Origin of the sequence: Rathayibacter sp. AY1B5 (assembly GCF_002932795.1) — a bacterium.
Lineage (GTDB): Bacteria > Actinomycetota > Actinomycetes > Actinomycetales > Microbacteriaceae > Rathayibacter.
Genome location: NZ_PSWM01000012.1, coordinates 1 through 25,496, shown reverse-complemented (window position 1 = coordinate 25,496; position 25,496 = coordinate 1). Strand labels below are relative to the sequence as shown.

Below are 25,496 nucleotides of genomic sequence, written 5' to 3'. Positions count from 1 at the left end.
GGTCAGGCGGCCAGGCGCCCCGCGGCGTCCACGCGCAGCTCCGCGAGGCGGTCCCGCGTCGCGACCAGGTCCTCGATCTGGGCGTCGAGGCGGGCGTGCTCCCGTTCGAGGAGCCCGAGCATCGCCCGGGTCGTGGTGCCGGAGTAGATGCACGGGAGGAGCTGCACGACCTCGGCGCTGCCCAGGCCCGCCCGGAACAGCTGCTGGATCAGCAGGACCCGGTCGACGGCGTCCTGCTCGTAGACGCGCTGACCGCCGTCCGTCCGGCAGGAGCGGATCAGCTCCCGCGTCTCGTAGTAGCGGAGTGAACGCACGCTCACTCCCGTGCGCTCCGCGAGCTCGCCGATCCTCATCCGTTCTCCTCCGACCCCTTGCAGCTGACACTGATGTCAGATCTCACGGTCGACGACATGGACATCACAGGATCGACCGCACTCGTCACCGGCGCGAACCGGGGCCTCGGTGCCCGCTTCGTCGACCAGCTCCTCGACCGGGGCGCCGAGCGCGTCTACGCGACAGCGCGACGGCCCCCGTCTCTCGCGGGATTCGACGCCGACCCGCGCGTCGTGACCCTCGAGCTGGACATCACCGATCCCCGGCAGATCGCCGCCGCCGCAGCCCGGGCCCGCGACGTCGACCTGCTCGTCAACAACGCGGGGATCCCCACCCTGCAGGACCTCGTCACCGGCGATCTCGAGCTCATCCGTGCGGAGATGGACACCCACTTCTACGGGGTCCTCGGCATGACGCGCGCCTTCGCCCCGATCCTCGGGAGCAACGGCGGCGGCGCGATCGTCTCGGTCCTGTCGCTGCTGTCCTTCCGCACCTACCCGGGCAACGGCGCCTACGCGGCGGCGAAGGCCGCGGAGTGGCAGCTGACCAACAGCACCCGGCTCGAGCTGGCCGCGCAGGGGACGCAGGTCCTGGCCGTGCACCTGTCCTCGACCGACACCGACATGATGGCCGGCTGGGAGATCCCGAAGGCGAGTCCGGAGGCGGCCGTCTCGCTCGCCCTCGACGCACTGGCGGCGGGCCGCGAGGAGGCGCTCGACGAGGAGACCGCCGGGGTGAAGGCCCTGCTGGACCGCTCGCCCGAGGAGCTCTACGCGGCCCTCCGCTCGCCCGCCGCCTCGTGACCGTCGTTCCGCAGGATCGCGCTCGTCCTCCGCAGGACCGCGACACCGCGGCGGTCCCGCCCGCCCGAGAGTGGGACCGTCCCTCCTCCCCCATGAAAGGACCACCATGTCGAAAGTCGTGATCGTCTCCGGCGCCTCGAGCGGCTTCGGAGCAATGACCGTCCGCAGGCTCGCCCTCGCCGGGCATCGCGTGTACGCCGGGATGCGCTCCCTCGGCACCCGCAACGCTCCGGCCGCCCAGGAGGCCCGCGACTTCGCCGAGCAGCACGGCGTCGACCTGCGCCCGATCGAGCTCGACGTGTCCGACCAGGCCTCCGTCGACGCCGCCGTCGCCCGCATCGCGGACGAGAGCGACAGGATCGACGTCGTCGTCCACAACGCCGGCCACATGGTCCTCGGGCCGACCGAGGCCTTCACGGTGGAGCAGCTCGCCGCGGCCTACGACGTCAACGTCCTCTCGACGCAGCGGCTGAACCACGCGGTCCTGCCGATCCTCCGCGCCCAGGAGGAGGGTCTGCTGGTGTGGGTGGGCTCGTCGAGCTCGCGGGGCGGCACGCCGCCCTACCTCGGGCCGTACTTCGCCGCGAAGGCCGCGGAGGACGCGCTCGCGGTCGGCTACGCGGTGGAGGTGGCGCGCTTCGGGATCGACACCGTGATCGTCGTCCCGGGGTCGTACACGACCGGGACCAACCACTTCGCCCACGCCGGACGGGCGGAGCGCGCCGACATCGCCTCCGCGTACGAGGACCGCTACCCGGGTCTGATGGAGGACGTCTCGGCCCGCCTCGCCGAGCTCGCCCCCGACGACGCCGACCCGGAGGAGGTCGCCGCCGAGATCGCGCGGGTGATCGACCTGCCCCGCGGCTCGCGCCCCTTCCGGGTCGTCATCGATCCGGCCGACGACGGCGCCGCCCGCGTCTTCGAGCTGGGGGACGCCGTGCGCCGCGAGTTCTACGAGAGGATCCGCATGCAGGACCTGCTCGCCCCCACCGACACCACGACCCAGGGAGAGACCCGATGACCGCACAGCACCAGCCTCGCACCGCTCTCGTGACCGGCGGCTCCGGAGGCATCGGGCGCGCCGTCGTCGAGCGCCTCGCCCGCGACGGCTTCTCGGTCGCGGTGCACTACTCCGGCAACCGCGACCGCGCCGAGAGCGTCGCGGCGCGAGCCCGGGAGGCGGGCGTCGAGGCCGTCGTCGTCGGCGGCGACGTCGCGGACGAGACCGCGATGGCCGCGGCCTTCAGCGAGGCCGAGGAGGCGCTCGGCGGTCTGGACGTGGTGGTCAACACCGCGGGGATCATGATCCTCGGGCCCGTCGCGACCTTCGACCTCGCGGACCTCGACCGGATGCACCGCACCAACATCCGCGGGCCCTTCGTCCTCGCGCAGCTCGCCGCGGCGAGGCTCCGCCCCGGCGGCGCGATCATCACCTTCTCGACCAGCGTGACGCGCACGTCGTTCCCGACCTACGCCCCGTACGTCGCGTCGAAGGCGGCGGTGGAGGCGATGACCCTCGTCCTCGCCCGCGAGCTCCGGGGCCGGGACATCACCGTCAACGCCGTGGCTCCGGGGCCGACCGCCACTCCCCTGTTCCTCGACGGGAAGTCGGAGGAGGAGGTGGCGCGACTCGCCGGAGCCGTCCCGCTGGAGCGGCTCGGGCAGCCCGAGGACATCGCCGAGACCGTCGCGTTCCTGGCGGGTCCCGGCCGCTGGATCAACGGGCAGGTCGTCTTCGTCAACGGCGGTCTCGCCTAGGCGGCGCGGGCGGAGCGGCCGCCCTGCTCCGCCCGCGTCACAGGGCGCCGTCGTACCGGGCGCGCGCCTCCTGCACCGCGGGGAGCTGCCGGTCCGTCCACCGCAGGAGCGCGTCGACGAGCTCGTTGAGCGTGTCGCCGATCGGAGAGATCCGGTACTCGACCGCGACCGGTCGGGTGCCGAGCACCACCCGCTCGATCATCCCGTTCCGCTCCAGCCCGCGGAGCGCAGCGGTGAGCGACTTCTGCCCGACGGCCGGCACCGCTCGGCGCAGCTCGTTGAACCGCAAGGGCCGCTCGCAGAGCTGGTCGAGCACCTGGAGCGACCACTTGTCGAGGAGCTCGTCGAGCAGCTCGCGATGCGGAGCGTCGACCTGCAGCAGCTCGGTGACGGTCGGAGCGGTGTCGTCCATGCCACCTCGTCTCGTCGAAGTGCCCTGAGCACACCAGGTAGACAGAGGGAACCGCCTATCGAGAGAAGTCGTCATGACCGTCACCACCTCCTCCCCCGAGGGCATGCTCCAGCCCGTGAACTACGCCCACATCTCCGTGGCCACGGGCGCCCGGCACGTCCACGTGGCGGGCCAGATCGCCCGCGACGGCCAGGGGAACCGGCTCGCGCCGGACGACCTCGCCGGCCAGGTCGCGCAGGTGCTGCGCAACACGGCCCGCGGGCTCGCCGGAGCGGGCGCCACCTTCGACGACGTGGTCCGGCTGCGGTTCTTCCTCACGCGGTCCACTCCGGAGATGTTCACCGCGTGGGCCGCCGGGATCGAGCAGGTCCGCGAGGAGCTCCGGCTCCCCGACCCGCTGCCCCCGCTGTCCGCGATCGGTGTCGACTTCCTCTTCGAGCCCGACGTGCTGGTCGAGCTCGAGGCCTACGCCGTGCTCGACTGAGCCTGCGCGCCTCCGGGGCCCCGCACCCCGAGATCAGGGTCATCCCTGATCCGCCCCCTCCCGCTGTCTCCGAGAATCGACCCATGCCCCCTGCCGCCTCCCGCCCGCCCCTCCTGCGCGCTCTGCTCGTCGCCCTGCTCGGCGGGCTCGTCCTGGGCGGGCTCACCAGCCTGCTGCAGGGCTCCCTCCCGCCGTCGGTGAGCTCGTTCGCCAACTCCTCCGGGGGCTGGTCGATGCTCGTGTTCGCGCTCGTGCGCCTCGGCGGCGCTCGGCCGGTGGCGGCGGCCGCGCTCGGACTGCTGAGCTTCTGGGCGCTGCTCGAGGGCTACGACCTCGTGACCGCGGCGCGCGGCTTCGGCTACTCGCTCCCCTTCACCGACGTCTTCTGGCTGCTCGCCGTCCCCGCCGGGCCGATCCTGGGGGCCGCCGCCGCCCTCACCCTCCACGGCTCGACGATGTGGCGCGTCCTGGCCGTCGCGCCGCTCTCGGGCGTGCTGATCGGCGAGGGCGTCTGGGCGCTGGGCGCGGTCGCCGACACCACGAGTCCGGTGTACTGGTGGATCCAGGTCGTCCTGGGCGCGGGCTTCCTCGTCCTGGCCGTCGTGCGGAGGAGGCCCCGGGCACTCGTCCGGCTCGCGGCGCTCGGCGCCACCGCGGCGGCCGCCGTCGCCTTCTTCGTCGTCTACTCCGCGCTGTGAACCGTTCGAGAGCGTCGTCGCGCAGCCTCCGCGCACTCGCGGGGCCCGCCCTCCTCCTGGCCCTCGCCGGGTGCACCGGCACGGTGGACACCCCGTTCACGCCTGCGTCGTCCGCCTCCGTGTCGTCGCCGGCACCCTCCGCCACCCCTCCTCCGATCGACGTCTCCGCTGAGCTGGCCGCGCTCGAGAGCGAGTTCGACGCCCGGATCGGCGTCAGCGCGGTCGACACCGGCTCGGGCCGCCGCATCGAGCACCGGTCGAACGAGCGCTTCGGCTACGCCTCGAGCCTCAAGGCCCTCGCCGTGGCGGAGTTCCTGCGCACGGCCCCCGCCGCTGAGCGGGACGAGGTGGTCACCTGGACCGCCGCCGACGTCGAGGCAGCGGGCTACTCCCCCGTCACGGAGGAGAGCACCGCCACCGGCCTGCCGCTGTCGCAGCTCGCCGAGGCGGCGGTCCGCCGGAGCGACAACACGGCGCTGAATCTGGTGCTCCGGCGCATCGGCGGACCCTCCGCGCTCGACCGCGGACTCGAGGCTCTCGGCGACACCACCACCGAGGTGGTGAACGAGGAGCCCGCGTTGAACACGATCGAGCCCGGCAGCATCGAGGACACCACCACCCCGGCCGCGTTCACCGCGGACCTCGCCGCGGTCGCCACGGGTGAGGTGCTGTCCGCAGAGGACCGCGCGCTCCTGCTCGCCTGGATGAGCGGCAACGCGACCGGCGACACGCTCGTCCGGGCGGGTGCTCCGGCCGGCTGGAGCGTCGCGGACAAGTCCGGAGGCGCCGGCGGGATCCGCAACGACGTCGCCGTGGTGACGCCGCCCGGGCGGGACGCGGTCGTGCTGTCGATCCTCACGGCGCGCAACGACCCCAAGGCGGACTACGACGACGCGCTCGTCGCCCGCGCCGCGGCCGTCGTGCTGGGAGCGCTGCAGTAGCGTCGGCCAGGCGTCAGCAGTGCCGGTTCACGTACCCCGCTGCGCCACGGGGAACGACGTCGCGGTCGCGGAGGGTGACCGAGATGCTCCGGCCCTGCGCGGCGCAGGCCTCGGCGTAGGCCGACCGGCCGTTGTCGGTGTACTCGATCTCGGAGACCTGTCGCCCGTAGGCGTCCGTGTAGGCCGTGCACTCGTCGTAGACCTGGCACTCCTCGACGACCGCGAAGTCGAAGCCGACCGTCCTCTTCCCGGCAGCGGCGAGGTCGGCCCCGTTCTTCTGGCCGATCGCCAGGCCGGCGCGGTGAGCGCGCGCCGTCAGGAGGGTGGCGAACGCCAGCGCCTGCGACGTCGTCAGCCTCCCGCCCGAGCGGGTGTAGCTGTCCAGATTGTCGGCCTCGACGGCGTCGAAGCCGTCCTCGGCGCATCCGTCGATCCAGGCGCCGACGATCGCGAGCAGAGCGGTCCGCTTCGCGGAGGTCGAGACGTCGAAGAGGTACTCGTCCGGCCAGCCCGGGTCGGCGAGGGGCTTCCCGTCCGCTCTCCTCACCAGGAGCTCGGGGTGCCGCTTCGCGAAGGCGGCGCTCTCTCCGGGCTGGGTCTGGAAGGCGTTGACGTAGCAGATGCTGTACCGGCCGGCGGCGGGCGCGTCCGTGCGATCGCGGTCGACGATCGTGACGCTCGACGCCGGAGCGTAGGCGCCTCCGAGCTGGTAGTCGAGGACGCCGTTCGCGGGAGGCAGCAGGGGTGCCGCCGAGGCCGCGGCGGGCTGGACCAGCAGCAGGCCGGCGACGACGAGGGCGAGGAGGCCGAGACGGGGACGACGCGGCCTCATCCGGGGGCTTTCTGCGTGCGCCCTGCAGCTCGCCCGCCCGTGGCCGCCGGCAGCGCGCCGAGTGCGAGCTCGCCGATGCCCGCGATGCGGTCCGCCGGTGCTCCGTCGCGGGCCTGCGTCGACATCCCGCTGAGCACGGCGACGACGAAGGCGGCGACGGATCCGGCGTCCGTCTCCGGCGGCACGTCGCCCTCCTCGATCCCGCGCTCGACCCGGGCGGCGATGAGCGCCTCCATCTCGCGGCGACGAGCCTCGAGCCGCGGTTCGCTCAGCACGAAGCAGCCCGCCGGAGTTCCGGGCGCGGAGTACCCCTCCGCGCTGACGCGGACGACGGCGGCGACGGCCTCCCGCGCGGTCGGCCGGTCGAGCATCTCCTCGAGCACGGCGTTCGCGGTGCCGGAGTAGCAGACGGCTGCGGCCTCGAAGAGCTCGTCCTTGTCGCCGAAGGCGGCGTAGAGGCTCGGTGCCGAGATGCCGATGTCGCGGGTGAGCACCGCGACCGTGGTCTCGTCGTAGCCGTCGCTCCAGAAGCGGTTCATCGCGGTCCGCAGCGCCGCCTCGCGGTCGAAGCTCCTCGGTCGTCCTGCCATGAGCACCAATCTATAGCAGGCGCTACGGAATGTGCTAGCGTCCTCGCCACACGTTCTTTATCGATCGCTACAGAAAGCGGGACACCATGCAGATCCACGACTCCACCGCCCTCGTCACCGGCGCCAACCGGGGCATCGGCGCCGAGTTCGTCCGGCAGCTCCGCGCCCGCGGGGCCCGCACCGTCTACGCCGCCGCCCGTGACGTCTCCTCGATCCCGGTGAGCGAGGGCGTGGTCCCCGTCGCCCTCGACGTCACGGACCCGGCGCGCATCGAGCAGCTGGCCGCCGAACTCGGCGACCTGCAGATCCTCGTCAACAACGCGGGCATCGCGCCGACCGTTCCCTTCCTGACCGGTGACATCGCCGAGATCCGCCGGACCGTCGAGACGAACGCGTTCGGACCGCTTCTGCTGGCCCGCGCCTTCGCCGGCCACCTGCGCCGCGCGGGCGGCGGCGCCGTGCTCAACGTGCTGTCCGTGTCGTCCTTCACGTCGTTCCCGGGCGCCGAGTCCTACTCGATGTCGAAGGCCGCGGCGTGGAGCGCGACCGACGGCCTCCGCCTCGCTCTCGCCGAGCAGGGCACCCAGGTCCTCGGCCTGCACATGGGGTTCGTCGACACCGACATGGCGTCCTGGACGGACGCGCCCAAGTCCTCGCCCGAGGCGATCGTGACCGCCGCCCTCGACGGCCTCGAGCGCGGCGACTCCGAAGTGCTCGCCGACGACATCGCCCGCAGCGTCAAGGCCGGCCTCGCCCTCGACCCGGAGGAGCGCTACGGGCAGCTGCTCGCCGGCTGATCCTCGGCCCGTGGCGTCACCGGCGGTCGTCGTCGATGCCGCGGAGGTCGAGGACGAACCGGTAGCGCACGTCGTTCCGCGCCAGCCGGCGGAGGGCGGACCCGATCTCCGCGACCGGCAGCACCTCCACCTCCGCGGTGACGCCCTCAGCGGCGCAGAAGTCGAGCAGATCCTGCGTGTACCGGCGCCCTCCGCTCCCGGCCGAGGCGAGCCGCTTCCGGCCGACGAGCAGGTCCAGGACGTCGAGCGTCACCGTGCCGAGGTGCCCGAGGAGGAACAGGGTGCCGTCGAGGGCGAGCACGCGCAGGTACGGTGCCGGGTCGTGCGGGGCGGACACAGTGTCGATCACGACGTCGAGCGAGTCGCGGGCGGCGGCGAGCGCCTCCGTGTCGGTCGTGACGACGACGTGCTGCGCTCCGAGCCGGCGGGCGTCGGCCTCCTTGCCCGGTGACGTGGTCAGGAGCGTGACCTCGGCGCCGAGAGCCGCGCCGAGGCGGACCGCCAGGTGGCCGAGTCCGCCGAGGCCCGCCACACCGAGGCGGGTCCCGGGCCCGACTCCCGACGCTCTCAACGGCTCCCAGACCGTGATCCCCGCGCAGAGCAGCGGTGCGGCCGCTGCCGGATCCAGGCCCTCGGGGAGCGCGTAGGCGAACCGCTCGCTCACGACGTACCGGCCGGAGTAGGCCCCGAGCGTCGGCGTCCCGTCGACCCGGTCCGCACCGCCGTAGGTGAGAGTCGGGAAGCGCGCGCAGAAGTTCTCCTGACCCGCGCGGCACATGCCGCACTCGCCGCACGAGTCGACGATGTTCCCCACCGCGACCGCGTCGCCCGGGCGGAACGCCGTGACTCCCGAGCCGACGGCGAGGACCTCGCCGACGAACTCGTGGCCGGGCACCAGCGGGAATCCCGCGTCCGCGCCCAGCGCGTGGAGGTCGCTGTGGCAGACGCCGCAGAAGTCGACGCGGACGTCGAGGTCGTCGGCGCGCAGCTCGCGCCGCTCGATGACGGCGGGGCGGAGGGAGTCGCCGGGACGCTCGGCGAGGAGTGCGGTGGTGAGCATGCCGGAAAGACTACCTACCGGTTGGTAGGTTCCGCGGGATCGTCAGCGGAGTCGCAGGGCCGCGTCGACGACCTCTCCCAGCGCCGCTCGTCGGCGCTGGTGCACCGGGTCCGGGTCGCCGGGGTCGGCGACCGTGGTGACGGAGCCCTGGGCCCAGGCCGCGGCGGTCGCGATGAGGAGCGTCCAGAGGTCGGCCGGGTCGAGGTCGGGCCGGAGGACGCCGGCGCGCTGCTGCTCCGCGATGTCGGCCAGGTTCGCCTCGTCGATGCCCTCGTTGCCCTCGTACAGGTAGCCGGCCGGTTCCTGCTCGAGACGCTTCCACATGACCAGGCGCATCAGCGCCGGGTCGGCCAGGTAGTCGTCGTAGAGCCGTCTCGCGTAGCCCGCGGGGTCCGCCGCAGTGAAGGGCACCCGCTGGGCGTTGGCGAGCACGTGCTCGTCGAACACCGCGTCGAACAGCCGTTCCTTCGCTCCGAAGTGCGAGTACAGCATCGGCTTGCTCATCCCCGATCGTGCCGCGATGCGGTCGACCCGTGCTCCCGCCAGCCCGTGCGCCGCGAACTCCTCCGTCGCCGCCTCGAGGATCCGCTGCCGTGTCCGCTCCGCTCCCACGCCCTCACCGTACCCGCCGCCCCCGCGCTCCCTCGCGCCCGCCGAGCGGCGCCCCTGGCCGACAGTCCGATCCGCCCGCCCGCAGACCGCCCCGGGCGGGCGCACCTGCTCCACCGCTCGCCCCCTGTCGCCATGTCGACCACGGTGACGCCGGGCCGCAACGGGCGCGCCCCGGCACCCCCGAACGGCCGATCCGCGTGCCAGCGGATCGCCCTAGGCGGACGCACCTGCTCCACCACTCGCCCCCTGTCGCCACGTCGACCACGGTGACGCCGGGCCGCAACGGGCGTGCCCTCGGCACCGCCGAACGGCCGATCCGCGTACCAGCGGATCGCCCTAGGCGGACGCACCCCGCCCTACGAAACGCACCCCATCGAAAAGCCGACCGCGCCACGCCGGGCAAGGACCGGCGTGCCCACGGCACCGCCGAACGGCCGATCCGCGTACCAGCGGATCGCCCTAGGCGGACGCACCCCGCCCTACGAAACGCACCCCGTCGAAAAGCCGACCGCGCCACGCCGGGCAAGGACCGGCGTGGAGTTCAACACAGCCTCTCGAACCAGGCGAGGGCGCTCTGGTCGGTGAGGTTGGCGACCTGGTCGACGACGACGCGGCGGCGGGCGTCGTCGTCGGGGGCGGCGTGCCAGTCCTCGGCGAAGCCGGGCTCGAGGGTTCCCGGGCCGCGGTCGAGGAGCGTGTCGGCGAGGCGGGTGAGGACTTCGCGCTGCTGGGCGTAGATGGGCTGGCGGGTGTTCCGCGACATCACGAACGTCGCGACGATCCCCTTGAGCACGGCGATCTCGGCCTGCTGCTCGCGGGGGACGACGACGTGGCCGCCGAAGCGGACGAGGTCGGGGTGCTGGTACGCCTCGCGGGTGGCCTCGGTGGCGGCGGCGGCGAAGCGGCCGATGAGCTGGCTGGTCAGGTTCTTGAGCCGGGCCTGGTCGCGGCGGGAGCCGTCCCAGGAGGAGACCCACACGTCGAGCGAGTCGAGACGGTCGAAGGCGGCGACGAGCTCGTCGTGTCCGACCTCCCCGCCGACCCAGGAGTGCATGGACTGCACGAGGTCCTCGTGGTCGGCGCGGGAGCCGAGTGCTTCGACGTCGATGTAGCCGGAGACCACCGCGTCCTCGAAGTCGTGCACGGAGTAGGCGATGTCGTCGGAGAGGTCCATCACCTCGGCCTCGATGCAGCGCACGCCTTCGGGGGCGCCCTCCCGCATCCAGGCGAATGCGGGGGCGTCGTCGGCGTAGAAGCCGAATTTGGCGCGCCCCGACGGGTCGGCGACCGAGCGCGTGTCGGGCCAGGGGTACTTGCAGCTCGCGTCGATGCTGGCGCGGGTGAGGTTCAGTCCGTAGGGGCGGGCGTCGTCGCCGAACACCTTCGGCTCGAGCCGCGTGAGCAGCCGGAAGGTCTGCGCGTTGCCCTCGAAGCCGCCGATCCCCTCGGCCCAGGTGTTGAGTGCGCGCTCGCCGTTGTGGCCGAACGGCGGGTGCCCGATGTCGTGCGCGAGGCAGGCCGTGTCGACGACGTCGGGGTCGAGGTCGAGGCTCGTGGCGAGCTCGCGGCCGATCTGGGCCACCTCGAGGGAGTGGGTCAGTCGGTTGCGCGCGAAGTCGACGCCCGCGGTGGGGCTGAGCACCTGGGTCTTCGCGGCCAGCCGGCGGAGCGCGCTGGAGTGGAAGAGCCGGGCGCGGTCGCGGGCGAAGTCCGAGCGGCGGGTCGAGTGGTCCTCCGGCAGGAATCGCTCGGTGTCGACGAGCGAGTACCCCCAGAGCGCGCGGTCATCCACCGCTGTGGTGGATCTCGGCGGCCGAGACCGCGTCGCGCTGCCCGGCGTCGAGCTCGCGGGACTCGAGCCAGCGGTCCGGGAGGGAGGGGACCTTGGGCGAGCCGGCGCGGCCCCGCTGCCCCTCGGCCGCCTCGCCCGGGTAGGGCTGCGTCCAGTCGAGTGTCGCCAGCAGCTCGTCGAGCTGCGCGAGCGACTCGACGGTGGCCAGGCGGGCGCGGAGGTCGCCGCCGACGGCGTAGCCCTTGAAGTACCAGGCGACGTGCTTGCGGATGTCGCGGCAGCCGCGCTCCTCGCTCTCGAAGAAGTCGACGAGCAGCTCCGCGTGGCGCCGGAACGCCTCGGCGACCTGCCCGAGCGAGGGACGGAACCGGTCGTCGGAGCCGGCGAACGCGGCGGCGAGGTCGCCGAAGAGCCAGGGGCGCCCGAGGCAGCCGCGACCGACGACGACTCCGTCGCAGCCCGTCTCGGCCATCATCCGCAGCGCGTCCTCGGCCGACCAGATGTCGCCGTTGCCCAGCACGGGCACGCTCGTGACCGTCTCCTTGAGCGTGGCGATCGCCGACCAGTCGGCGTGCCCGCTGTAGAACTCGGAGGCGGTGCGTGCGTGCAGCGCGATCGACGCGACTCCGGCGCCCTCGGCGGCACGGGCGGCCTCGAGGTAGGTGAGATGGTCCGGGTCGATGCCCTTGCGCATCTTGACGGTGAGCGGGACGTCGCCCGCGGCCTTCACCGCGCCCTCGACGATCTGCCGGAACAGCGGGAGCTTCCACGGCAGAGCCGCTCCCCCGCCCTTCCGGGTGACCTTGGGCACGGGGCAGCCGAAGTTGAGGTCGATGTGGTCGGCCCGGTCCTCGGCGACGAGCAGGGTGACGGCCTCGGCGACCGTGACCGGGTCCACTCCGTAGAGCTGGATCGAGCGCACCGACTCGCTGGGGTGGTGGCGGATGAGGCGCATCGACTCCGGCGTGCGCTCGACGAGCGCGCGGGAGGTGATCATCTCGCTCACGTAGAGGCCGTTGCCGAACTCGCGGCAGAGGCGGCGGAACGCCGTGTTGGTGATGCCCGCCATGGGGGCGAGCACCACCGGCGCGTCGAGTTCGAGGGGGCCGATCCGGAGCGCCGGCGCGGTGCGCGCGGGCGGGGCGGCCGTGAGAGTGGAGGACATCGGTATCGATTCTCCCAGATCCTGTGTTGGGGAAGGCTAAGTGACGAGCGGAGAGGTGGAGAGATGAGCGGGAGCGCATCCGTGGAGGACGGTTCGCAGCGACTGGAGGCGGACGCGTCCGCCCGCGGCCTGGCGGTCGAGATCGTGGAGAGGCCGGGTTCCGGCAGCCTGCACGAGGCGGCCGCGCTGCTCGGCATCGAGCCCGGCGACATCGTGAAGTCGCTCGTGGTGAAGCGCCACGACGGCGGCTACCTGTTCGCCCTGGTTCCCGGCGGGCGGCAGATCGCGTGGCCGAAGCTGCGCGCGGTGGTCGGGGTGAACAGGCTCCGCCTCCCGGACGAGACGGCCGCCCTCGAGGCGACCGGCTACCGGCGCGGCGCCATCACGCCGATCGGCTCCACGACGGCCTGGCCGGTCTACGCCGACGAGCGGATCCTCGGCCGCCGCGTCGCGATGGGAGCGGGCGCCGACGGCCGCAGCGCCTTCGTCGACGCGGACGCCCTCGTGTCCGCCTACGGCGCGATCGTGGCCGACATCACCGTGGAGGAGCCTCCGCGCTGATCGGCGGCACCTCGGCCTGCGGTTCCGCTTCCGCGGGCGGCACGGCGCAGACGCCGTCCTCGCACAGCGCCCCGCCGGAGTCGCCGAGCATCTCGAACGGCCCGCTCATGCGACGGCCGCCCGCTGCTCCAGCACGTGCTCGAGCACCTCGGTGAACGCCGCCGGCTCCTGGGCGCCGGAGACGCCGAAGCGCCCGTCGAGGACGAAGAACGGCACCCCCGAGATCCCGTACTCGCGGGCCTGGGCGATGTCGGACTGCACGCGCCCGAGGTAGCGCTGGTCCTCGAGAGCGCGGCGCGTCCGGGCCGGGTCGAGCCCGACCTCGCCGGCGAGCGCGGCGAGCACGTCCGGATCGGCCAGGTCGCGGCCCTCGACGAAGTACGCGCTCATCAGACGCTCGACGAGCTCGAGCTGCAGTCCGTTCTCCTTGGCGTGGTGGAGCGCCTGGTGGGCGGTGACCGTCTTGACGTGACGCACCGACTCGAAGTGGTAGTCGAGGCCGACGCTCGCCGCGATCGCCGTGACGGAATCGAGCATCTGCTGTGCCTGCGCCTCCGGGATCCCCTTGTGCTCGGCGAGGAACGCCGCCTCTCCCCCGCGGTAGTCCTCCGGCGTGTCCGGCGAGAGCTCGAAGCTGCGGTACTCGACGACGACCTCCGGAGCCTCCGGGTGCGCGGCGCGGAAGGCCTCGAGCCCTCGCTCGAACCGTCGCTTCCCGATGTAGCACCAGGGGCAGGCGATGTCGGACCAGACGTCGACGGACAGGGGGCTCGGCGCAGCACTCACCCCCAGGACAACGGAGCGGGCGCCCCGCTATTCCCGCAGCACGCGGACGAGCTCGTCCACGTCGGACTCGTCGTTCCAGAGGTGGAAGGCGATGCGGAGCCGGCCGCCGCGGCCCGAGACGCGCAGACCCGCGGCCTGCAGCCGCTCCAGGTCCGCTCCCCCCTCGTCCGGCCAGGAGACGAGCGCCCGGTGCTGGGGCTCGCGGTCCAGCCGCTCGCACAGCCGGTCGCCGAGGCCGGAGGCGTGGGCCCAGACCGTGTCGAGGTCGAGCGAGCGGAACAGGGAGAGCGACGCCTCGGCTCCGGCGAACGCCTGCCAGGCCGGCGAGACGTCGAAGCGGCGGGCGTTCTCGGCCAGGTGCATGGCCGGTCCGTAGCAGGACGACCACACGTCCTCCCCCGAGTACCAGCCCGCCTGCACGGGGACGAGCTCGGCCGCGTAGGCCGGCGAGACGGTGAGGAACGCCACTCCGCGCGGCGAGCACAGCCACTTGTAGGCGTGGGTGAGGGTCGCGTCGAAGCGGGAGGCGTCGACCGGCAGGACGCCGGCCGCCTGCGTGAGGTCGCACGCGGTCCGCACCCCGTGGCGCGCGGCCGCCTCGAGGACGGCGTCGAGATCCGCGAGGGCTCCGCTGCTGGACTGCACGGCGGAGAAGACGACGAGGTCGTCCTCGTGCTCGACGGAGTCGGCCAGCGCGTCGAGCGCGACGGAGCGCACGGTCACTCCGCGGTGCGCCTGGGCGAGGAACGGGAACACGATGGAGGAGAAGTCGCCGTCCACGCAGAGCACGCGGGCCCCGTCGGGCAGCGAGGCGGCGAGCACGGCGGCCATGGCGGAGGTCTGCGAGCCGATCGCGACACGGTCGACCGGGACGCCGGCGATCGCGGCGAACGAGGCTCGCGCGCGCTCGGCGACAGCACCGTAGGCGGCGGCCGTGCTCTCCCCGGACGACCAGCCGTCGAGGTCGGCCCGCAGCGCCTCGACGGTCTCCCGCGGCGGCAGACCGAGGGTGCAGGCGTTGTGGTAGCCGCGGGCACCGGCGAAGCGCGCGCGCAGGTCGGCGTGGTTCGGCAGTGCGGTGCTCACCTCTCGAGGATGACGCTCCGGAGCCGGATCGCCAAGACCGGGGAGCGACCGGGCGCGTCGGCGGCGGCCCCGGTCAGCGGGCGGCGAGGGCGTGCGCCTGCTCGAGCACGGCGACGACCTCGCGGGCCTCGCGGACGTCGACCGGCGAGGGAGCGCCCTCCCGGAGCGACCGGGTGACCTGCTCGAGGAACGCGGCGTAGCGTCCCCGCTCGCTGGGCACGGAGTGGGAGCCGGAGTCGTCGACCAGGACGCCCCAGGCCTCCGGCGCGACCTCGCCGAAGCCCTCGTCGTCCGGTCGGGCGCCGCCGGTGCGGAGCGCGGTCTCCTGCGGATCGAGACCGCCGACGCTGAACGCGGCACGCGTGCCGAGCACGCGGAAGCGGGGGCCGGTCGCCCGGGCGACCCGGCTCATGGTGAGGTGGGAGCGGACGCCGCTGTGATGCAGGAGCGAGACGAACGCGTCGTCCTCGCTCGCCGAGCCCTCGTGGACGGTCCGGGTCTCGGCCGCCGTCACGACGGCCGGGCCGAACAGCACCAGCGCCTGATCGACCAGGTGGCTGCCGAGATCGAAGAGGATCCCTCCGCCCTCTGCCGGACCTGTCCCGCTCTGCCACCGGCCCGTCTTCGGCGCGCTCCAGCGCTCGAAGGTCGACTCGAAGCGGAGGACCTCGCCGAGGACCCCTTCGCCGAGGAGGCGGCGGAGCGTGAGGAGATCGGCGTCCCAGCGCCGGTTCTGGAAGACGAAGACGGGCGCCCCGCTCCGCTCGGAGGCGGCGATGATCGCGTCCGCGTCGGCCGTGCTCGGCGCGAAGGGCTTGTCGATCACGACGGCGACCCCGGCCTCGAGCACCCGGACGGCCTGCTCCCGGTGCACCGACGGCGGCGAGGCGAGGACGACCAGCTCCGGCCGCTCGGCGAGCACCGCGTCGAGGTCGGGCACGATCCGGGCGCCCGGATGCGCGGCGGAGGCCGCGGCGATCCGACCGGCGTCGCGCGTGGAGACGGCGACGACCTCGAACGCCGGGTCGGCCGCGAGGAACGGACCGTGGAAGACGCTGCCGGCGAGCCCGAAGCCGACGATCCCGGCCCGGATCACGAGGAGGCCCCCGGCACGTCGACCGCGCCGCCGAAGCGGCGGGAGCGGCCGGAGTAGTGCTCGATCGCGTCCCAGAGGTCGGTCCGCGTGAAGTCCGGCCAGAGCCGGTCGAGGAACACCATCTCGGCGTAGGCGCTCTGCCAGAGCAGGAAGTTGCTGGTGCGCTGCTCGCCGGAGGAGCGCACGAAGAGGTCGACGTCGGGCATCTCGGGCACGTAGAGCGCCCGGGCGATCGTCTTCTCGGAGATGCCGGAGGGCTTGAGCCGCCCCGCCTGGACCTCGGCGGCGAGCCGCTGCACCGCGTCGGCGATCTCGGTGCGCCCGCCGTAGTTGACGCACATGGTGAGGGTGAGCACGTCGTTGTCCGCGGTCATCCGCTCGGCGAACTGCAGCTCGGTGATCACCGAGGCCCACAGGCGCGGCTTCCGGCCGGCCCAGCGGATGCGCACGCCCCACTCGTTGAGCTGATCGCGGCGGCGGTGCAGCACGTCGCGGTTGAAGCCCATCAGGAAGCGCACCTCCTCGGGCGAGCGCTTCCAGTTCTCGGTCGAGAACGCGTAGACGCTGAGGTGCTTCACGCCGATCTGGATCGCTCCGGCCACGACGTCCAGCAGCGCCGTCTCGCCGCGCTTGTGCCCCTCGATCCGCGTCAGCCCGCGCGAGTTCGCCCAGCGGCCGTTGCCGTCCATCACGATCGCGACGTGCCCCGGGACGGCCTTCCGCGGGATCGCGGGCGGGTGGATCCCGGTCCAGTCGAGAGGGCGGTACGGCTCGGCGTCCTTGTGGGTGAAGGGCTTCATCGGGTGACGTGCTCCAGGGATCTCAGACCGCGTTCGAGGTGGAACTGCGTGTAGGCGGCGACCACTCCGCTCGCCCGCGACCGCGTGGTCGGCTCGGTGGTCTCGGCGTGGGCCCAGTCTCCCGTGAGCAGCGCTCCCAGCAGGACCACGACCTCCGGAGCGACCCTCGGCGCGCCGGGAGGCGTGCAGTCGGTGCAGACGACGCCACCGAGCTGCACCACGACCGCGCCGTGGGGTCCGGGGGCGCCGCAACGCGCGCAGTCCTCGAAGCTGGGCGCCCAGCCCGCGATCGAGAGCGCCCGCAGGAGGTAGGAGTCGAGCGTCAGCACCGGCTCGTGCTCGTGCTTCGAGAGCGAGCGCAGGGCCCCGACGAGCAGGAGGTACTGCTGCAGGGAGGCGTCCGCGTCGGTGAGGCGGTCGGCCGTCTCGACCATCGCGCTCGCCGCGGTGTAGCTGTCGTAGTCGGCGGCGATCAGCGCACCGTAGGCGCCGAGCGACTCGGCCTGCGTGACGATGTCGAGGCTCCGGCCCTCGTAGAGCTGGAGGTCGGCGACCATGAACGGCTCGAGCCGTGAGCCGAACTTCGAGCCGGTCTTGCGCACGCCCTTCGCCACCGCGCGGATCTTGCCGTGGCTGCGCGAGAGCAGCGTCACGATGCGGTCGGCCTCGCCCAGCTTGTGCGTGCGGAGCACCACGGCTTCGTCGCGATAGGTGGGCATTCCCCGATTATCCCCCCGACCCCCGACACCCGGCTGGCAGCCCGGCCGGAGCAGGGCCCGTGCCGTGGAACGATGTCCGGGTGGCAGCCTCCCTCTTCGAGATCCCGGCCTGGGCCGACCTGCTCGCGATCGCCATCGGCTGCCTCCAGGGCGCGATGTTCGCGGGCGAGTTCCGCGACCGCCGGATCGACCTGCTCGGCGTCACGATCATCGGCACGGCCACCGGCCTCGGCGGCGGCGTGCTCCGCGACCTGCTGCTCCAGACGCCCCTGGTGGCCCTGCACACCGACGCGTACCTGATCGTCGCGGTGACCGCCTCCCTGCTGGGCATGCTGCTCCAGCACCTGCTGAACCGGGTCGACGGGACGATCACCGCCCTCGACGCGCTGACCCTCGGGCTCTTCGGCGCGATCGGCACCACGAAGGCCCTGTCGCTCGGTGTGCCGGAGGTTCCAGCGGTGTTCGTCGGCACCGTCTCGGCCGTCGGCGGATCCGTCGTCCGCGACATCCTGCTGAACCGGCCGATCGCGCTGATGCACGTCGGCTCGCTCTACGCGGTCGCCGCCTCGGTGGGCACGGGGGTCTTGGTCCTGGCGCTGCGCTTCGGAGTGACGATCGACTTCGCCGCGCCGCTCGCGGTGGGCGTGACCACGGTCATCCGCCTGCTCGCGGTCCGCTACGGCTGGAGCCTGCCCGAGCAGCGCGCGCTCAGCGGGGTGCCGCGCCTGCGCTGGCGCCGCCGGAGCTAGCGGCGCCCGACTCGGACGCAGGGAGCGGCGTTCCGCGCGGTCCGCGCACCGGAACGCCGAGGGAGCCGCGACCCGTCACGGCTCCCCCGGCGGGGATCGGGCCCGATCAGGCGGAGGCGCCGGCCAGCTCGCGGACCGGGACCTCCTCGCGCAGGGCGCGGTTGACGGCCGAGACGATGGCCTTGAGGGAGGCGGTCGAGATGTCGGCGTCCACGCCCACGCCCCACAGAGTGCGTCCGTTCACCGTGCACTCGACGTACGAGGCGGCCAGCGCGTCGCCACCGGCGCTGAGAGCGTGCTCGACGTAGTCGAGGACCCGCACCTCGACGCCCTGCTGCTCCAGCACGGCCTCGAAGGCGTTGATCGGGCCGTTGCCCCGCGAGCTGGCCGAGACGCTCTCGTCGCCCACCCGGAGGACCGCGTCCAACGCGATGCTGCCGCCCAGATCGCTCGACGTGTTCGTGCGCAGCAGCTCGAAGCGTCCCCACTTCTCATCGGCGCGCTCGGCGGGCGCCGGCAGGTACTCGTCCTGGAACACCGTCCAGATCTGCTCGCTCGTGACCTCGCCGCCCTCGGCGTCGGTCTTGGCCTGCACGACGCCCGAGAACTCGATCTGCAGCCGGCGCGGCAGATCGAGCGCGTGGTCCGTCTTCAGCAGGTACGCGACTCCGCCCTTGCCGGACTGCGAGTTGACGCGGATGACCGCCTCGTAGGAGCGGCCCAGGTCCTTCGGGTCGACCGGCAGGTACGGCACGGCCCAGGTGAGCTCGTCGACGCTGCGGCCGGTCCGCTCGGCCTCGGCCTGCATCGCCTCGAAGCCCTTCTTGATGGCGTCCTGGTGCGAGCCGCTGAAGGCGGTGAAGACCAGGTCGCCCGCCCAGGGGCTGCGCTCGGGCACGGGCAGCTGGTTGCAGTACTCGGCGGTGCGCTTGATGCCGTCCATGTCGCTGAAGTCGATCTGCGGGTCGATCCCCTGGGTGAACAGGTTCACGCCCAGCGCGACCAGGTCGACGTTGCCGGTGCGCTCGCCGTTGCCGAAGAGGCAGCCCTCGATCCGGTCGGCGCCGGCCAGGTAGCCCAGCTCGGCGGCCGCCACGGCCGTGCCGCGGTCGTTGTGGGGGTGCAGCGACAGCACGATGTTCTCGCGCTGAGCGAGGTTGCGGCTCATCCACTCGATCGAGTCGGCGTAGACGTTCGGGGTGGCCATCTCGACGGTGGCGGGCAGGTTCAGGATGACCTTGCGCTCGGGAGTCGGCTCGAAGACCTCGACGACGCGGTCGCAGATCTCGCGGGCGAAGTCGAGCTCGGTGCCGGTGTAGCTCTCGGGCGAGTACTCGTAGTAGACGGCCGTGCCGGGGACGGTCGACTCCATCTCGCGGCACTTGCGGGCGCCGGCCAGTGCGATGTCGATGATGCCCTGGCGGTCCTTCCGGAACACGACCTCGCGCTGCAGCACGCTCGTGGAGTTGTAGAGGTGCACGATCGCCTGGCGGGCACCGCGGATCGACTCGTAGGTTCGCTCGATCAGGTGGTCGCGGGCCTGGGTCAGCACCTGGATCGTGACGTCCTCGGGGATCGCGCCCTCCTCGATGAGGCTGCGCACGAAGTCGAAGTCGGTCTGGCTCGCGCTCGGGAACCCGACCTCGATCTCCTTGTAGCCCATCCGGACCAGCAGATCGAACATGATGCGCTTGCGCTCGGGGCTCATCGGATCGATGAGCGCCTGGTTGCCGTCGCGGAGGTCCACGGCGCACCAGCGGGGCGCGGTGGTGATGCGCTTCGACGGCCAGGTGCGGTCGGGCAGATCCACGGCGATCAGCTCGTGGAAGGGACGGTACTTGCCGATCGGCATGGGCGACGGCTTCTGGTTGTTCAGCATGAGGTGCTCTCCCGGCGCAGTGGTGCGCACGTGTCTGTTCTCGCTCGTGACCGATCCCGCTCGCGCGCGGCTCCGCTGGTGGGCGGTGCCGGTCGGGCGGTCTCGCGGGGATCCGGATGCGGATCGACCTCGCGGGCGAGGGATGGTTCAGCCGACGACGGACTCCGCGACGAGGATGGCCTGAGGATCAGATCTCGTCGCGGCGGAGAAGGAGGAGCTGTCCGAAGCGCACCCGGTCAGGGTAGCACCGCCCCCGCGGCGCGTCACCCCGGCGTCCCGCTCTAGGAGACGAGGCCGTTCTCGTAGGCGTAGACCACCAGCTGCACACGGTCGCGCAGGCCGAGCTTGCCGAGGGTGCGGCTGATGTGCGTCTTCACCGTCGCCTCGCTCAGGAACTCGGCGCGCGCGATCTCGGTGTTGCTCATCCCCCGCGCGGCCAGGTGGAAGATCTCGCGCTCGCGGTCGGTGAGGGTCGCGAAGGCGGGCGGGGTCTCGCGTCCGCTGCCCGCCGCTCCGAAGTGCTCGAACAGCTCGCGGGTCGCGGAGGCGGCGACCACCGCGGTCCCCGCGTGCACGGTGCGGACGGAGGCGAGGAGGAAGCCGGGCTCCGTGTCCTTCAGGAGGAAGCCGCTCGCGCCCGCCCGGATGGCGCGCGCGGCGGCCTCGTCGAGGTCGAAGGTGGTCAGCACGAGGATGCGCGGAGGCTCGACCCGGCGCTCCTGCGCGTCCGCGAGGATCCGACGGGTCGACTCGATGCCGTCGACGCCCGGCATCCGGATGTCCATCAGGACCACGTCGGGGGCCAGCCGCGCCACCAGCTCCGCGCCCTCGGCCCCGTCCGAGGCCTCGCCGACCACCTCGAGGTCGGGCTGCGAGCCGAGCAGCATGCGGATGCCGGCGCGGAAGAGGGCCTGGTCGTCGACGAGGACGAGGCGGATGGTGTCGGTCATGCGGGGCTGCCTCCGGAGGCGAGGGGTGGGGCGGTGCGGACGAGGGACGGGGAGGAGGGCAGGCGCGCGTCGACGACGAAGTCGTCCCCCACCGGCCCGGCGGCGAGCACTCCCCCGACGAGCGCGGCGCGCTCGCGCATGCCGACCAGGCCGTGGCCCTCACCGGGCAGGGAGTCGCGCTCGGCGTCGGCGCACCGCGCGTTCCGCACTGTCAGGGCGAGCTGGCCGCCGTCCTGGCGCAGGGCGATGTCGAGCGGGGAGCCCGGGCGCCCGTGCCGGAGCGCGTTCGTGGTCGCCTCCTGGGCGATGCGGTAGAGGGCGAGCCCGACGGCGCGCGGCACGGCCTCGAGGTCGACGTCGAGCTCGGCGCGGACGGGGGCGCCGGCGCCGCCCACGCTGTCGAGAAGGGCCGGCAGATCGCGTGCGCCGGGCTGCGGACCGTCGCTCTGCGAGTGCCGCAGCTGCGCGAGGAGCATGCGGACGTCGCCGAGGGCGTCCCGCGCGACGGAGGAGATGGTGAGCAGGGCGGCGTCGGTCTGCTCGGGACTCGTGGCGCCGAGGTAGCGCGCGCCGTCGGCCTGCGCGATCACCACGGCGAGGGAGTGGGCGACGACGTCGTGCATGTCGCGGGCGATCCGGTTGCGCTCCTCCACGGTGTCGAGCTCGCGCTGCGCTCGGGCGCGCTCCTGCTCGGCCTGCGCGCGCAGGGTCTGGCCCTCCCGGGCCCGGCGGACCGACCGCGAGAGCAGGCCGATGGTCCAGGAGAGGCCGAGCGTCGCGAGGATCCCGCCGAAGGTGGCGCCGGCCGACAGCAGGCCGTCGTAGGCGCTCGCGACGAGGTCGAAGACGAGGACGAGGTAGACCACGGCGACCACGGCGCCGAGGACGGCCGACACCGCGCCCGCGATCCGCACTCGCCGCGACTCCGACGCGCCGGCGCCGAAGAGGACGGCCAGGATGGCCAGATCCGCCGGTCCGGGAGCGAGGCTCGCGCTCATCTGCAGGGCGGCACCGGCCCAGGCGATCGAGAGGGCGAGGACCGGTGACCGCCGGTGCAGCACCAGCGCGACCGCGAGCACGCCCGCGACCAGCAGCTGCATCGCGCCGTCCACCCCGGCGAACGGGAGGCCGGCGACGAGGAGGAGCACCAGCGCCTGACCGCCGGCGACCCCCACCGCGAAGGGGTCCTGCGGGCCGGCGACCCGGGTCAGCAGCGCGTCGATCCGATCGCCCGCGAGGACCGGCGTCCGCAGCGCGTGGAGGTACACGAGGACCTTCGCCGCACCGAGCACGGAGGCGACCGCGAGGGCGACCAGGGCGAGGACCACGAACTCCACGCGGGCGGGGAGCCCGGACGGATCGAGCGGGCCGGAGAGGCCGAGCGCGACGGTGACGCCGCCGATCCCGGCGAGGACGAGGCCGCCCGCGAGCGCCAGGGCACGGGTCCAGGGGCCTACGCGGCGGGTCGTCTGCCAGAGGACGACCAGGCCGACGAGAACCCCGTCGACGGGGATGCCGCCCAGCAGGACGCCCCCGTCGGCGAGCGCGCCGACCGCGACGAGCGAGGGGGCGAGCGCGGGCAGGAACCCCGCGACCGCGAGGGCCAGCGCCACCACGAGGCCGCCAGCGATCCGCTCGGTCGGAGTGACCCCGGTGAGCCCGAGCAGCAGGTGGAGGGCGGCGAGCAGCGCCCCGGCGATCGGCAGGGCCGCCGGTCGGTCGAGGAGGGCGCGCATGAGGACCACGCTACGGGTCCGTGCGCCCGGGGGCGTCGTCCTGGAGGGTGACCGCCGTCGTCCCTCCGGCGTCAGAAGCCCAGGCGCCCCAGGAGCTTCGGGTCGCGCTGCCACTCCTTGGCGACCTTCACCCGGATGGAGAGGAACACTCGGCGGCCCAGCAGGCGCTCGATCTGCTCACGGGAGACGGCGCCCACCTCGCGCAGGCGCTGGCCGCCCTTGCCGATGATGATGCCCTTCTGACTGTCGCGCTCCACGAAGACGTTGGCGTAGATGTCGATCAGCGAGCCGTCCTCGCGCTCGACCATGTCGTCGAGCGTCACGGCGAGGGAGTGCGGCAGCTCGTCCGAGACGCCCTCGAGGGCGGCCTCGCGGATGAACTCCGCGATCCGCGAGGACAGGTCCTCGTCGGTCACCGCCTCCTCCGGGTAGAGGGCGGGCGAGACGGGCATCAGGCGCAGGAGCTCGACGGCCAGGACGTCCAGCTGCTCCTCGGTCACGGCGGAGATCGGCACGATGGTGTCCCACTCGCGCAGCTCCGAGACGGCGAGCAGCTGCTTCGCGACCGACTTCTTCGAGGAGAGGTCGACCTTCGAGACGATCGCGACCTTCCGGGCGCGCGGGAAGGAGTCGAGCTGCTCGTTGATGAAGCGGTCGCCGGGGCCGATCGGCTCGTCCGCCGGGAAAAGCATCCCGATCACGTCGACGTCGCCGAGGGTCGAGGTGACGAGCGAGTTGAGCCGCTCGCCGAGGAGCGTGCGCGGCCGGTGGATGCCGGGGGTGTCGACGACGATCAGCTGGCCGTCGGTGCGGTGCACCACCCCGCGGATCGCGCGCCGCGTGGTCTGGGGCTTCGAGCTCGTGATGGCGATCTTCTCGCCGACGAGGGCGTTCGTGAGCGTCGACTTGCCCACGTTCGGGCGGCCGACGAAGGACACGAAGCCCGCCCGGTAGGGAGCGGCGGCGGGAGTGGTGTCGGTCATCGTGCGTCCTCGTGCTGATCGCCCGTGGCTCCGCGGGTGGGAGCCGTGCTCGGGCTGGGGGTGGTGGTGCCGCCGTCCGCGATGATCGCGACGGGGCCGGTGCCGGGCTCGCCGGCGGTGTCCAGATCGGGATCGCGGCGGACGATCACCGTGGAGATGGTCCCACGGCGCGGGTCCGCCTGCTCGGCCTCGAGCAGCACTCCGCCGATCCGCGCCGTCGCGCCGCGCTCGGGGAGGCGGCCGTAGGCCTTGGTCAGCAGTCCGCCGACCGAGTCGACGTCGTCGTCCTCGAGGTCGAGCTCGAACAGCTCGCCGAGCTCGTCCACCGGCAGGCGCGCCGAGACGCGGTAGACGCCGGGCGCCGTCTCCTCGAAGAGGTCGACCTCGCGGTCGTACTCGTCGGAGATGTCGCCGACGAGCTCCTCGATGAGGTCCTCCAGCGTCACCAGGCCCGCGATGCCGCCGTACTCGTCGACCACCATCGCGAGGTGGTTGGACTCGAGCTGCATCTGGCGGAGCAGCTCGTCGGCCTTCTTCGACTCGGGCACGAACAGCGCGGGGCGCGCGAGATCGGCGACCGTGTCGTCGTCGTCCGGCCGCTCGTAGGTGTGCCGGGCCACGTCGCGCAGGTAGAGCACGCCGAGGACGTCGTCGACGCCGTCGCCGATGACGGGGAGCCGGGAGATGCCGCGGCTCAGCAGGAGCCCCATGCCCGCACCGACGGAGGAGGTCGCCTCGATCGTCACCATGTCGGTGCGGGGCACCATCACCTCGCGCACGAAGGTGTCGTTGAACTCGAAGATCGAGTGGATCAGCTCGCGGTCGTCCTGCTCGAGCACGTCCTGCTCGGTCGCCTCGTCGACCATGCTGAGCAGCTGCTCCTCGGAGGAGAACCCCGCCGAGCGCCCCGTCCCCGGGGTCACCCGGTTGCCGAGGGCCACGAGCCCGTGCGCGACCGGGCCCAGCGCGAGCCGGAGCACGTGCACGAGCGAGGCGCTGGTGGACAGGACCGCGCGGGCGTTCGCGCGCCCGACGCTGCGCGGGCTGGAGCCGACCAGGACGAACGAGACCGCCGCCATGAGGAGGACCGCCAGCAGGAGCGCGAGCCAGAGCTGCGGCACCTCGACGACCAGCACCGTGGTGACGAACACGGCGGCCGTCGTCTCGGCCGCGATCCGCGAGAAGTTGACGACGTTGACGTGGGCGCTCATGTCGCCCGCGATCGCGCGGAGCGCGCGGGCGCTGCGGGAGTGCTGGGCCATGTCGAGCAGGTCGCTGCGCGAGAGGACGCCGAGTGCGGCGTCGGTCGCGGCGAACCACCCGCCGACGGCGACGAGCGCGAGGGCGGCGATGAGGAGCTGGAGAGTGGGCACGGCGCGCTCTAGCGGCGTCGCTCGCTGATGTGGAAGCCGACCAGGATGTCGCGCTGGATGCCGAACATCTCGCGCTCCTCCTCCGGCTCGGCGTGGTCGAAGCCGAGCAGGTGCAGGAGCCCGTGGGCGGTCAGCAGCTGCAGCTCGTCGAGCACCGAGTGGCCGGCCGACTCGGCCTGCGACTGCGCGACCTGCGGGCAGAGCACGATGTCGCCCAGGAGCCCCGCGGGGGTCTGCTCGTCCTCGGTGCCGGGGCGCAGCTCGTCCATCGGGAAGCTGAGCACGTCGGTCGGCCCCGGCTCGTCCATCCACTGCACGTGCAGCTGCTCCATCGCTCCCTCGTCGACGAGCACGATCGCGAGCTCGGCGTCGGGGTGCACGTGGAGCGAGTCGAGCGCGTAGCCGGCGAGGCGCAGCAGGGCGGCCTCGTCGACGGGGACGCTCGACTCGTTGTTGATCTCGATGCTCACGGGGGCGGGTCTTCCTTCGGTTCGGGAGGGG

General features: G+C 73.0%; 28 protein-coding genes. 9 read left to right on the top strand and 19 right to left on the bottom strand.

Annotated elements, in window-relative coordinates; genetic code table 11:
- Positions 1-2 precede the first annotated feature (2 nt).
- Entirely contained in the window at positions 3-353 is a 351-nt protein-coding gene (locus C5D44_RS09275; protein WP_104281475.1) for a MerR family transcriptional regulator, read from the bottom strand.
- Between the two features lie 33 nt (positions 354-386).
- Between C5D44_RS09275 and C5D44_RS09270 the strand changes: the two genes are divergently transcribed.
- The 3 genes from C5D44_RS09270 (at position 387) to C5D44_RS09260 (ending at position 2,894) form a co-directional block, all read left to right on the top strand.
- Positions 387-1,136, top strand: coding sequence for an SDR family oxidoreductase (locus C5D44_RS09270; protein ID WP_258065216.1), 750 nt, complete (start codon positions 387-389; stop codon positions 1,134-1,136).
- Positions 1,137-1,242: 106 nt separating this feature from the next.
- The gene (locus C5D44_RS09265) at positions 1,243-2,157 is read left to right on the top strand and encodes an SDR family oxidoreductase (RefSeq protein WP_104281474.1); all 915 of its coding nucleotides are present in this window, start codon (positions 1,243-1,245) and stop codon (positions 2,155-2,157) included.
- Complete coding sequence (locus tag C5D44_RS09260; protein ID WP_104281473.1) at positions 2,154-2,894, top strand: SDR family oxidoreductase; 741 nt, start codon at positions 2,154-2,156, stop codon at positions 2,892-2,894. The genes C5D44_RS09265 and C5D44_RS09260 overlap by 4 nt, the downstream gene beginning before the upstream one ends.
- Positions 2,895-2,931: 37 nt before the next feature.
- Here the strand turns inward: C5D44_RS09260 and C5D44_RS09255 are convergent, their stop codons facing one another.
- Positions 2,932-3,306: a helix-turn-helix domain-containing protein gene (locus tag C5D44_RS09255; protein WP_104281472.1), complete on the bottom strand. Its 375-nt coding sequence runs from the start codon at positions 3,304-3,306 to the stop codon at positions 2,932-2,934.
- A gap of 73 nt (positions 3,307-3,379) precedes the next feature.
- Here C5D44_RS09255 and C5D44_RS09250 point away from each other — a divergent pair, with 73 nt between their 5' ends.
- From C5D44_RS09250 to bla, 3 genes are all read left to right on the top strand, one after another.
- The gene (locus tag C5D44_RS09250; RefSeq protein ID WP_104281471.1) at positions 3,380-3,790 is read left to right on the top strand and encodes a Rid family hydrolase; all 411 of its coding nucleotides are present in this window, start codon (positions 3,380-3,382) and stop codon (positions 3,788-3,790) included.
- 83 nt (positions 3,791-3,873) lie between these two features.
- Positions 3,874-4,488: a DUF6518 family protein gene (locus tag C5D44_RS09245; RefSeq protein WP_104281470.1), complete on the top strand. Its 615-nt coding sequence runs from the start codon at positions 3,874-3,876 to the stop codon at positions 4,486-4,488.
- The gene (bla, locus tag C5D44_RS09240) at positions 4,485-5,429 is read left to right on the top strand and encodes a class A beta-lactamase (RefSeq protein WP_104281469.1); all 945 of its coding nucleotides are present in this window, start codon (positions 4,485-4,487) and stop codon (positions 5,427-5,429) included. Before C5D44_RS09245 ends, bla begins: the two co-directional genes overlap by 4 nt.
- A gap of 13 nt (positions 5,430-5,442) precedes the next feature.
- Here bla and C5D44_RS09235 read toward each other — a convergent pair whose 3' ends face one another.
- On the bottom strand, positions 5,443-6,261 hold the full coding sequence (locus C5D44_RS09235; RefSeq protein ID WP_104281468.1) for an endo alpha-1,4 polygalactosaminidase: 819 nt from the start codon (positions 6,259-6,261) through the stop codon (positions 5,443-5,445).
- On the bottom strand, positions 6,258-6,851 hold the full coding sequence (locus tag C5D44_RS09230) for a TetR/AcrR family transcriptional regulator (RefSeq protein ID WP_146088016.1): 594 nt from the start codon (positions 6,849-6,851) through the stop codon (positions 6,258-6,260). Before C5D44_RS09230 ends, C5D44_RS09235 begins: the two co-directional genes overlap by 4 nt.
- Positions 6,852-6,937: 86 nt before the next feature.
- Here C5D44_RS09230 and C5D44_RS09225 point away from each other — a divergent pair, with 86 nt between their 5' ends.
- Entirely contained in the window at positions 6,938-7,648 is a 711-nt protein-coding gene (locus C5D44_RS09225; RefSeq protein ID WP_104276812.1) for an SDR family oxidoreductase, read from the top strand.
- 16 nt (positions 7,649-7,664) lie between these two features.
- Here the strand turns inward: C5D44_RS09225 and C5D44_RS09220 are convergent, their stop codons facing one another.
- The 4 genes from C5D44_RS09220 to dusB form a co-directional block, all read right to left on the bottom strand.
- Entirely contained in the window at positions 7,665-8,708 is a 1,044-nt protein-coding gene (locus C5D44_RS09220; protein WP_104281466.1) for an NAD(P)-dependent alcohol dehydrogenase, read from the bottom strand.
- A 42-nt stretch (positions 8,709-8,750) separates the two neighbouring features.
- Positions 8,751-9,320 (bottom strand): TetR family transcriptional regulator, encoded by a 570-nt coding sequence (locus C5D44_RS09215; protein WP_104281465.1) that lies wholly within the window; start codon positions 9,318-9,320, stop codon positions 8,751-8,753.
- Between the two features lie 541 nt (positions 9,321-9,861).
- Entirely contained in the window at positions 9,862-11,112 is a 1,251-nt protein-coding gene (locus C5D44_RS09210; RefSeq protein ID WP_104223438.1) for a deoxyguanosinetriphosphate triphosphohydrolase, read from the bottom strand.
- Complete coding sequence (gene dusB / locus C5D44_RS09205; RefSeq protein ID WP_104281464.1) at positions 11,105-12,277, bottom strand: tRNA dihydrouridine synthase DusB; 1,173 nt, start codon at positions 12,275-12,277, stop codon at positions 11,105-11,107. Before dusB ends, C5D44_RS09210 begins: the two co-directional genes overlap by 8 nt.
- A 63-nt stretch (positions 12,278-12,340) precedes the next feature.
- Here dusB and C5D44_RS09200 point away from each other — a divergent pair, with 63 nt between their 5' ends.
- Entirely contained in the window at positions 12,341-12,838 is a 498-nt protein-coding gene (locus tag C5D44_RS09200) for an aminoacyl-tRNA deacylase (protein WP_104281463.1), read from the top strand.
- A gap of 105 nt (positions 12,839-12,943) precedes the next feature.
- Here the strand turns inward: C5D44_RS09200 and C5D44_RS09195 are convergent, their stop codons facing one another.
- The 5 genes from C5D44_RS09195 to recO form a co-directional block, all read right to left on the bottom strand.
- Positions 12,944-13,624, bottom strand: a complete 681-nt coding sequence (locus tag C5D44_RS09195) for a DsbA family protein (protein ID WP_104276818.1) — start codon at positions 13,622-13,624, stop codon at positions 12,944-12,946.
- A 27-nt stretch (positions 13,625-13,651) separates the two neighbouring features.
- Positions 13,652-14,710, bottom strand: coding sequence for an aminotransferase class V-fold PLP-dependent enzyme (locus C5D44_RS09190; RefSeq protein WP_104276819.1), 1,059 nt, complete (start codon positions 14,708-14,710; stop codon positions 13,652-13,654).
- A gap of 73 nt (positions 14,711-14,783) precedes the next feature.
- A complete protein-coding gene (locus C5D44_RS09185; protein WP_104281462.1) occupies positions 14,784-15,806 on the bottom strand; it encodes a Gfo/Idh/MocA family oxidoreductase in 1,023 nt (340 codons plus the stop codon).
- The gene (locus C5D44_RS09180) at positions 15,803-16,606 is read right to left on the bottom strand and encodes an isoprenyl transferase (protein WP_104276821.1); all 804 of its coding nucleotides are present in this window, start codon (positions 16,604-16,606) and stop codon (positions 15,803-15,805) included. Before C5D44_RS09180 ends, C5D44_RS09185 begins: the two co-directional genes overlap by 4 nt.
- Entirely contained in the window at positions 16,603-17,325 is a 723-nt protein-coding gene (gene recO, locus C5D44_RS09175; protein ID WP_104276822.1) for a DNA repair protein RecO, read from the bottom strand. The genes C5D44_RS09180 and recO overlap by 4 nt, the downstream gene beginning before the upstream one ends.
- An 80-nt stretch (positions 17,326-17,405) precedes the next feature.
- Here recO and C5D44_RS09170 point away from each other — a divergent pair, with 80 nt between their 5' ends.
- Positions 17,406-18,074, top strand: a complete 669-nt coding sequence (locus C5D44_RS09170; RefSeq protein ID WP_104276823.1) for a trimeric intracellular cation channel family protein — start codon at positions 17,406-17,408, stop codon at positions 18,072-18,074.
- A 106-nt stretch (positions 18,075-18,180) separates the two neighbouring features.
- Here C5D44_RS09170 and leuA read toward each other — a convergent pair whose 3' ends face one another.
- From leuA to ybeY, 6 genes are all read right to left on the bottom strand, one after another.
- The gene (leuA, locus tag C5D44_RS09165) at positions 18,181-19,953 is read right to left on the bottom strand and encodes a 2-isopropylmalate synthase (RefSeq protein WP_104276824.1); all 1,773 of its coding nucleotides are present in this window, start codon (positions 19,951-19,953) and stop codon (positions 18,181-18,183) included.
- A 281-nt stretch (positions 19,954-20,234) separates the two neighbouring features.
- Positions 20,235-20,903, bottom strand: coding sequence for a response regulator transcription factor (locus C5D44_RS09160; protein ID WP_104234459.1), 669 nt, complete (start codon positions 20,901-20,903; stop codon positions 20,235-20,237).
- Positions 20,900-22,639 carry a histidine kinase gene (locus C5D44_RS09155; protein WP_146088015.1) on the bottom strand — a complete coding sequence of 580 codons (1,740 nt, stop codon included), beginning with the start codon at positions 22,637-22,639 and terminating at the stop codon, positions 20,900-20,902. Before C5D44_RS09155 ends, C5D44_RS09160 begins: the two co-directional genes overlap by 4 nt.
- Before the next feature lie 71 nt (positions 22,640-22,710).
- The gene (gene era / locus C5D44_RS09150; RefSeq protein WP_104223426.1) at positions 22,711-23,622 is read right to left on the bottom strand and encodes a GTPase Era; all 912 of its coding nucleotides are present in this window, start codon (positions 23,620-23,622) and stop codon (positions 22,711-22,713) included.
- Positions 23,619-24,995, bottom strand: a complete 1,377-nt coding sequence (locus C5D44_RS09145; protein WP_104281460.1) for a hemolysin family protein — start codon at positions 24,993-24,995, stop codon at positions 23,619-23,621. The genes era and C5D44_RS09145 overlap by 4 nt, the downstream gene beginning before the upstream one ends.
- Positions 24,996-25,003: 8 nt before the next feature.
- Positions 25,004-25,465, bottom strand: a complete 462-nt coding sequence (gene ybeY / locus C5D44_RS09140; RefSeq protein WP_104223424.1) for an rRNA maturation RNase YbeY — start codon at positions 25,463-25,465, stop codon at positions 25,004-25,006.
- Positions 25,466-25,496: the final 31 nt, after the last annotated feature.

Coding starts and splice junctions, on each gene's coding strand:
- era (WP_104223426.1), bottom strand. CDS start 23,622: ATGACCGACACCACTCCCGCCGCCGCTCCCTACCGGGCGGGCTTCGTG.
- C5D44_RS09275 (WP_104281475.1), bottom strand. CDS start 353: ATGAGGATCGGCGAGCTCGCGGAGCGCACGGGAGTGAGCGTGCGTTCA.
- C5D44_RS09225 (WP_104276812.1), top strand. CDS start 6,938: ATGCAGATCCACGACTCCACCGCCCTCGTCACCGGCGCCAACCGGGGC.
- C5D44_RS09260 (WP_104281473.1), top strand. CDS start 2,154: ATGACCGCACAGCACCAGCCTCGCACCGCTCTCGTGACCGGCGGCTCC.
- C5D44_RS09255 (WP_104281472.1), bottom strand. CDS start 3,306: ATGGACGACACCGCTCCGACCGTCACCGAGCTGCTGCAGGTCGACGCT.
- C5D44_RS09230 (WP_146088016.1), bottom strand. CDS start 6,851: ATGGCAGGACGACCGAGGAGCTTCGACCGCGAGGCGGCGCTGCGGACC.
- C5D44_RS09270 (WP_258065216.1), top strand. CDS start 387: ATGTCAGATCTCACGGTCGACGACATGGACATCACAGGATCGACCGCA.
- dusB (WP_104281464.1), bottom strand. CDS start 12,277: ATGTCCTCCACTCTCACGGCCGCCCCGCCCGCGCGCACCGCGCCGGCG.
- C5D44_RS09265 (WP_104281474.1), top strand. CDS start 1,243: ATGTCGAAAGTCGTGATCGTCTCCGGCGCCTCGAGCGGCTTCGGAGCA.
- recO (WP_104276822.1), bottom strand. CDS start 17,325: ATGCCCACCTATCGCGACGAAGCCGTGGTGCTCCGCACGCACAAGCTG.
- C5D44_RS09155 (WP_146088015.1), bottom strand. CDS start 22,639: ATGCGCGCCCTCCTCGACCGACCGGCGGCCCTGCCGATCGCCGGGGCG.
- leuA (WP_104276824.1), bottom strand. CDS start 19,953: ATGCTGAACAACCAGAAGCCGTCGCCCATGCCGATCGGCAAGTACCGT.
- C5D44_RS09160 (WP_104234459.1), bottom strand. CDS start 20,903: ATGACCGACACCATCCGCCTCGTCCTCGTCGACGACCAGGCCCTCTTC.
- C5D44_RS09250 (WP_104281471.1), top strand. CDS start 3,380: ATGACCGTCACCACCTCCTCCCCCGAGGGCATGCTCCAGCCCGTGAAC.
- C5D44_RS09180 (WP_104276821.1), bottom strand. CDS start 16,606: ATGAAGCCCTTCACCCACAAGGACGCCGAGCCGTACCGCCCTCTCGAC.
- C5D44_RS09245 (WP_104281470.1), top strand. CDS start 3,874: ATGCCCCCTGCCGCCTCCCGCCCGCCCCTCCTGCGCGCTCTGCTCGTC.
- C5D44_RS09235 (WP_104281468.1), bottom strand. CDS start 6,261: ATGAGGCCGCGTCGTCCCCGTCTCGGCCTCCTCGCCCTCGTCGTCGCC.
- C5D44_RS09200 (WP_104281463.1), top strand. CDS start 12,341: ATGAGCGGGAGCGCATCCGTGGAGGACGGTTCGCAGCGACTGGAGGCG.
- C5D44_RS09220 (WP_104281466.1), bottom strand. CDS start 8,708: ATGCTCACCACCGCACTCCTCGCCGAGCGTCCCGGCGACTCCCTCCGC.